4 protein-coding genes and 1 pseudogene are annotated in these 6,520 nt (G+C 69.2%); 4 read left to right on the forward strand and 1 reads right to left on the reverse strand.

Features of this window, described 5'->3' with window-relative positions; translation table 11 throughout:
• The coding region (locus C2142_RS36815; RefSeq protein ID WP_206671108.1) for a beta-L-arabinofuranosidase domain-containing protein at positions 1-1,428 on the reverse strand (1,428 nt) is incomplete at its 3' end.
• A gap of 394 nt (positions 1,429-1,822) precedes the next feature.
• Between C2142_RS36815 and C2142_RS36820 the strand changes: the two genes are divergently transcribed.
• From C2142_RS36820 to C2142_RS36835, 4 genes and pseudogenes are all read left to right on the forward strand, one after another.
• Positions 1,823-3,379, forward strand: coding sequence for an alpha-L-arabinofuranosidase B (locus tag C2142_RS36820; RefSeq protein ID WP_148647124.1), 1,557 nt, complete (start codon positions 1,823-1,825; stop codon positions 3,377-3,379).
• Between the two features lie 102 nt (positions 3,380-3,481).
• Positions 3,482-3,628 (forward strand): hypothetical protein, encoded by a 147-nt coding sequence (locus C2142_RS36825; protein WP_153882851.1) that lies wholly within the window; start codon positions 3,482-3,484, stop codon positions 3,626-3,628.
• Between the two features lie 721 nt (positions 3,629-4,349).
• Entirely contained in the window at positions 4,350-5,360 is a 1,011-nt protein-coding gene (locus tag C2142_RS36830; RefSeq protein ID WP_148647245.1) for a LacI family DNA-binding transcriptional regulator, read from the forward strand.
• 461 nt (positions 5,361-5,821) lie between these two features.
• Positions 5,822-6,520, forward strand: a pseudogene (locus C2142_RS36835) (ABC transporter substrate-binding protein); the annotation flags it as partial.

Consider the following 6,520-nt stretch of genomic DNA (forward strand, 5'->3'; position numbering starts at 1 on the left):
GAGGGGTACGGTCTGGGTGACCGTCAGGCCGCGCTCGGCCCAGGTGAGGACGGTGGGCACGAACAGGTTCACGAACAGGGTGGTGCCGTCGCGGAAGTATACGGAGTCCGCCAGTTTGGTGTTGGACTCCAGACCGGTGCCCTGGCAGCACCAGAAGGAGTCGTAGTCGGTGCTCCAGGAGCCGCCGCCCCAGGCCGGGCCGACCCCCCGGCGGCCGCCGGCCTTCAGCGGGGTGAAGTAGGTGATGTGCCCGTGGGGGTCGGCCGGGTTCTGCGCGCCGATGACGTGGTTGAGCAGGGCGCGCTCGTAGTAGTCGAAGTACGCGGCCTGGTCGGGGGCCAACTGCCAGAGCTCACGGGTGAGTTTGAGCATGTTGTACGAGTTGCACAGCTCGCAGTTGTCGTTGGTCAGCTGGGAGGAGATCGCGTCGGGCGCGCGGAAGTGCTCGGCCTGGCTGTTCCCGCCGATGGCGTAGCTGTGCCTGCCGGTGCAGAACGTCCAGGCCTGGGAGGCGATGTCGTGGTAGCGCGCCGTCCCGGTGGCCCGGTACTCACGGACGGCCCCGATCCACTTGGGCACCTGGGTGTTGGCGTGCAGACCGTTCAGCCGGTCCTGACCGGCGGCCAGAGGGTCGAACACGGCCGCGTGGTCGAAGCGCTGGGCGACCGTCAGCCAGCGCGGGTCCCCGGTCTGCAGGTGGAGGTCGGCCAGGACCTCGTTCATGCCGCCGAACTCGATGCCCAGGAGCGCCTGCATCTGGCTCTGGGTGAGCCTGCCGGTGCGCTGGTCGACCCAGCTGGCCAGGGCCAGTAGTACGTCCCGGGCCTGGGTGTTGCCCAGCAGGCGCCACACGTCGAGCAGACCGGCCATGGTCTTGTGGATGCAGTAGTAGGGGACGTTGCCGTTCTTGAGGGTGCCGGATTCGAGCTGGGCGAAGTCGTTCTCGGGGAAGCCCGAGAGGTAGCCGGGGGAGAACCCCGGGACTGCGTTGTTGGCCTGGCACTTGGCCAGCTCGGCCACCATGTAGGTGGCCTTGTCGCGGCAGGTGGTGTCACCCGCCCCCGCGTACGCCTGGGCCCACGCGCTGAGGAAGTGCCCTTGCACGTGGGTCCGGAACGGGAAGGACGGTGCGTCCCAGCCACCGGTTGTGGCAGCGGCGTTGGTGGACAGCCGGTGGTTCGCGCGGAAGTTGTACAGCAGGCGGTCGACGTCGACGAAGCGCAGGTACGCCAGGGCGCGGTCCTGGTTGTCGCGCAGCCGGCCGGCGGTGAGCCGGACCTGGCCGAGCTCGAACGGCTGCGTCGAGGAGCCGGCGGATTCGGCGGCTTCGGCGGCCGCCGGGGTGAGGCCGAGGCTGATGGCCGGCGCGAGGGCCAGAACGCCGGTCGCCTTGAGCAGGCTGCGGCGGTTCGGGGGAGAGAACGACATCGGGGGATCTGGTCCTTCCGGGTGGGAGGAGGTCGGCACCGATCCGTTAGCGTTAACAAAAATGCCGCAGACGGTGCTGGGTCGACGGGGTGGGTCCGCGAGTGCCAGAGGTGGCGTCAACGGGCTGCCGGGGTACGAGGAGTGCGAAATCCGACCTTCCGGCAGGTGTCACGTTTATAGCTCCGGCCGCCGGATCCCGTCCAGAGGTGTGGCAGCGCAGCCTTGTTGTCCGCGCCGGACGTCTTGACGCCGTCTCCGCGGGTGGTGATAGTGGGGAGTCGCTTGACGGGGGCCACTCATCTCCGTGAGGGTCCCGGCATGCCCTCACTTGCAGCCGCAGATTGTGAGCGCTAACAAGATGCCCCTTTCCCGCCCACCCGCGCAGGGAGCTTCCATGACTTACCGTCAGTTGATCCGCCGTGCCCGGAAGGCCGTTCTCGGGGCCGCTCTGACGGCCGCCCTCACCGCCGGCGTCCTGACCGGCACCGCCACCACCTCGCAGGCGGCCACCCAGGGTCCGTGCGACATCTACGCCGCCGGCAACACGCCCTGTGTGGCGGCGCACAGCTCCACCCGGGCGCTGTACGGCTCGTACGGCGGCGCGCTCTACCAGGTCAGGCGCAGTACGGACGGCGCGACGAGGGACATCGGGGTGCTGAGCGCGGGCGGGTACGCCGACGCCGCCGCGCAGGACTCCTTCTGTGCCGGCACCAGCTGCGTCATCACGGTCATCTACGACCAGTCCGGCAAGGGCAACCACCTCAGCCAGGCGCCGGGCGGCGGGGCGGCCGGAGGGCCGGACAACCTCGCCAACGCCTTCGAGGCGCCGGTCACCGTCGGCGGGCACAAGGCCTACGGTGTCTACGTGGCTCCCGGGACCGGCTACCGGAACAACAACACCCACGGCATCGCGACCGGCGACCAGCCGGAGGGCATGTACGCGATCTTCGACGGCACGCACTTCAACAGCGGTTGCTGCTTCGACTACGGCAACGCCGAGACGAGCAACAACGACGACGGCAACGGCACCATGGAGGCCCTCTACTTCGGCAACAGCAAGGCCTGGGGCTGGGGCAGTGGCAACGGCCCGTGGGTCATGGCCGACCTGGAGAACGGCCTGTTCTCCGGGGTCAACCGCGGCTTCAATGCCAACGATCCCAGTGTCAGCAACCGGTTCCCGACCGCCATGCTCAAGGGCGGCCCGAACCAGTGGGCCCTCCGCGGCGGCGATGCCCAGTCGGGCAGCCTGTCGACCTTCTACAACGGTGTACGCCCCAACGCCCCCGGCTACAACCCGATGAAGAAGCAGGGCGCGATCATCCTCGGCATCGGCGGCGACAACAGCAAGTGGGCCCAAGGCACCTTCTACGAAGGCGTCATGACCTCGGGCTACCCCTCGGACGCCACCGAGAACGCCGTCCAGGCCAACATCACCGCCGCCGGTTACACCAGCGGCTCGACCAGCACCGGCACGCTGACCCCCGGCTCCCGGGTCTCGCTGCAGGCCACCACCGCGCCCTGCTGCACCTCGCAGTACCTCCGCCACGACGACGCCGACACCAAGGTCGTCATCTCCAACACCAACTCCGCCAGCTCGGCCACCGACAAGGCCGACGCCACCTGGATCGTCCGCGCCGGCCTTGCCAACAGCTCCTGCGTGTCGTTCGAGTCCACCAACAACCCCGGCCAGTTCCTGCGCCACTTCGACTACCAGCTCTACGTGAACACCGACAACGGCGCCGGCTCATTCGCCCAGGACGCCACCTTCTGCCCCACCAAGGGCAACAGTGGGACTGGCACCTCCTTCCAGTCCGTCAACTTCCCGACGAAGTACCTCCGCCACTACAACTACACGGCCTACATCGCCGGCAATGGCGGCTCCAACAGCTGGGACAGCACTACCAGTTGGGCCGCTGACACCAGCTGGACGGTCGCCCAGCCCTGGAGCTGACCCGACTCGTCGGGGGATGGGGGCGGACCCGACGACCGGGCCGCCCCCATCCGCCATTCCCGTGCCGCGCCCCGGGGCCGGCGTCCGACCTCGTTCGCCACTGTGACAACCCGGACCAGCGCCGTGTTCCAGGGCTTCGGCTGCTACGTAGCGCTGTTCCTCCAGGCGACCGCCCAGGCCGGCCGGAGGGCCGCCGCCGTACCTTCCGTCAGCCCCCGCCCGGGCGTCGTCCCCTGGGTCGCGGGCTGAGCTCTGGTGAAGGGCCCGGCAGATCGTCTCGTGCCCCTCGAACGCGAGCACCAACAGCGAGACCTGGACCTTCTCCTGACCATGTGCCCCGACGATCCCGCCACCGAACGGGCCGCCGGGCCACACCGCAAGGCGGCACCGCCGGGTCGGACGTCTTGACGTCCAGCTGGAGTTCGTCGAAAGTGATGGCTTAATCCGAACGACCGAACGACAGTTCGTCCCCCATATTGTGACCGCTAACAATCGCGCCGCGGCCGTTCTCCTCTGGTACTGAGGCACAGCCCGGAGCCTCGCCCGATCCCGCTTGTGTCCGGGCGCCGTAATGCCACTGTGGCAGCGGTCGGTGCGCTGGATGCGGTGCGCAAGACAAGAAGGCCGGTCCATCCGATGTTCCGGACCGACATCTACCGGGCCCCTGGCCATCGCGCCGGGTTTCGCATCGAGGATCGCCAAGACATCGGACGCCTGGCGTCTTCCTTACGTAAGGACGGAATCGTGGACATCACCAGACGGCAGCTCGGCCGGCTGGCCGCGGTGGGCGCCGGGGTGCTCCTGCTGCCGGGGCTGCCGCCGCCAGGCAGGGCGGCGGCCGACGCGCCTCCGGCTGGGATATATATGGCACCGTGTAGGCATGAGACAGTGGCGCCGCCGTACCACTACGAGGCGGACGGTCGGACGGGGGCACCAGAGGGGGCTGCACGTGGGAGTTGAAGCGGTCGGTATGGAGATGCGACAGCCGGTGATGGCGGATGTCGCGAAGCTGGCCGGCGTCTCCCATCAGACGGTGTCCCGGGTGCTCAACGGCGCCCCGCACGTGCGGCCAGGCACCCGGGAGAGGGTGCTCGCCGCGATCCGCGAACTCGACTACCGGCCGAACTCGGCGGCCCGCGCCCTGGTCACCCGCCGCTCGCAGACCCTTGGTGTGGTCACCTTCGACTCCACGCTGTACGGGCCCGCCTCGATGCTCGACGGCATCGAGCGCGCCGCCCGCACCGCCGACTACTTCGTCAGTGTCGCCAGCCTGCGCTCGCTGGACAGCCGTTCCGTGCAGGAGGCCGTGGACCGGCTGCGCGACCAGGGCGTGGAAGGCGTCGTGGTGATCGCCCCGCAGATCTCGGCGGTCGGCGCCCTCGCCAAGCTGTCGAGTCCGGTCCCGGTGGTCGCGGTCGGTTCCGGCAGCCGGTCCCAGGTGCCGATGGTGTCGTTCGACAACCGGGCCGGCGCCGAGGCTGCCACCCGCTACCTGCTCGACCTCGGACACCGCACCGTGCACCACCTTGCGGGGGCCGCCGGCTGGATGGAGAGCCGCGACCGCCAGGACGGCTGGCGGCGGACCCTGGAGGCCCGCGGCGCCCGCGTGCCGCATGTCGAGAGCGGCGACTGGAGTGCCCGCTCCGGGTACGAGGTGGGCCGCCGGATCGCGCACGACCCGGAGGTCACGGCCGTCTTCTGCGCCAACGACCACATGGCCCTCGGCCTGCTCCGCGCCCTGTACGAGGCGGGCCGGGCCATGCCGGGCGAGATCAGCGTGATCGGCTTCGACGACATCCCCGAGGCTGCGTACTTCACCCCGCCGCTCACCACCGTCCGCCAGGACTTCGGCGAACTCGGCCGCCGCGCCCTCGAACTCCTCCTCAAGGAGCTCGTCGGCGTCGCCCACACCCGCAACCATGTGCAGATCTCCCCGGAAATGGTCCTGCGCCGCAGCGCCGGCCCCGCCCGCCGCGACTGACCCTGCGGCCCGCGGCCGGCCGGGGTGCGCCGATCGGAGCGACTCGACCGGTGGGCGCTCGCCGATCCGACGGCCGAGGTCCGCGAGGGGTGCGTGCCGCGGCGGAGCGCGGGGGAACCCGTGCGGGCAGGGGGCGCTTCCCGCCGGAAGGCCAGAGGCCTCCTCGAGCGGCGACATGGCCTTCCGGACTCTGCTGAGGGTCGAGAGAGGGCGGTCGTTCCAGTCGCGTGTGGCGGGGAGTCCCTCCTTCACCTGATCAATGTCCCGGTTCGCAAGCGAGTTGACGGTGCCTCGGGCCACCGAAGACGGGCTGGTCAAGATTGGATAACGGGGCGCGAGAGCCTTGCCGCTGAGGATTGTGAGCGTTAACAATCGGTCTCGAGCGAAACGGCGCCGATACCTCCCGTTCATCTGAGCCGGTGCCGTTCGCGCGATCGATGATCCCGAGAGGAAGTCCCACCATGTCCAAGAGAGCTGCGGCGGCCCTGGTCGCCGGTGCGATGGTCACCGTCCTCACCGCGTGTGGTTCCGGCGGCGGTGGGGGCGCGGCCGACAAGGGGGCCGGCCACAAGCTCGTCGTGGGCTTCTCGCAGGTCGGCGCGGAGAGCGGCTGGCGTACCGCGAACACCAAGTCGGTCCAGGAGTCCGCGAAGAAGGCGGGCATCGAGCTGAAGTTCTCCGACGCGCAGCAGAAGCAGGAGAACCAGATCAAGGCGATCGTTCATCCAGCAGAAGGTGGATGTGATCGCCTTCTCACCGGTGGTGGAGTCGGGTTGGGACACCGTGCTGAAGGAGGCGAAGGACGCCAAGATCCCGGTGATCCTGACCGACCGGGCGGTGGACTCCAAGGACGACTCGCTCTATGTCTCCTTCCTCGGCTCGGACTTCGTCGAGGAGGGCAAGAAGGCCGGCGAGTGGCTGGTGAAGGAGGACCAGGGCAAGTCCGGCGAGGTGAACATCGTCGAGCTGCAGGGCACCACCGGTTCGGCGCCGGCCAACGACCGCAAGGCGGGCTTCGGCGACGTGATCAAGGCGGACCCGAAGTTCAAGGTGGTGGCCTCGCAGACCGGTGACTTCACCCGTGCGAAGGGCAAGGAGGTCATGCAGGCCTTCCTGAAGGCCCAGCCGAAGATCGACGTGCTGTACGCGCACAACGACGA

Origin of the sequence: Streptomyces sp. CB01881, from assembly GCF_002953255.1 — a bacterium.
Lineage (GTDB): Bacteria > Actinomycetota > Actinomycetes > Streptomycetales > Streptomycetaceae > Kitasatospora.

Coding starts and splice junctions, on each gene's coding strand:
- C2142_RS36820 (WP_148647124.1), top strand. CDS start 1,823: ATGACTTACCGTCAGTTGATCCGCCGTGCCCGGAAGGCCGTTCTCGGG.
- C2142_RS36830 (WP_148647245.1), top strand. CDS start 4,350: ATGGAGATGCGACAGCCGGTGATGGCGGATGTCGCGAAGCTGGCCGGC.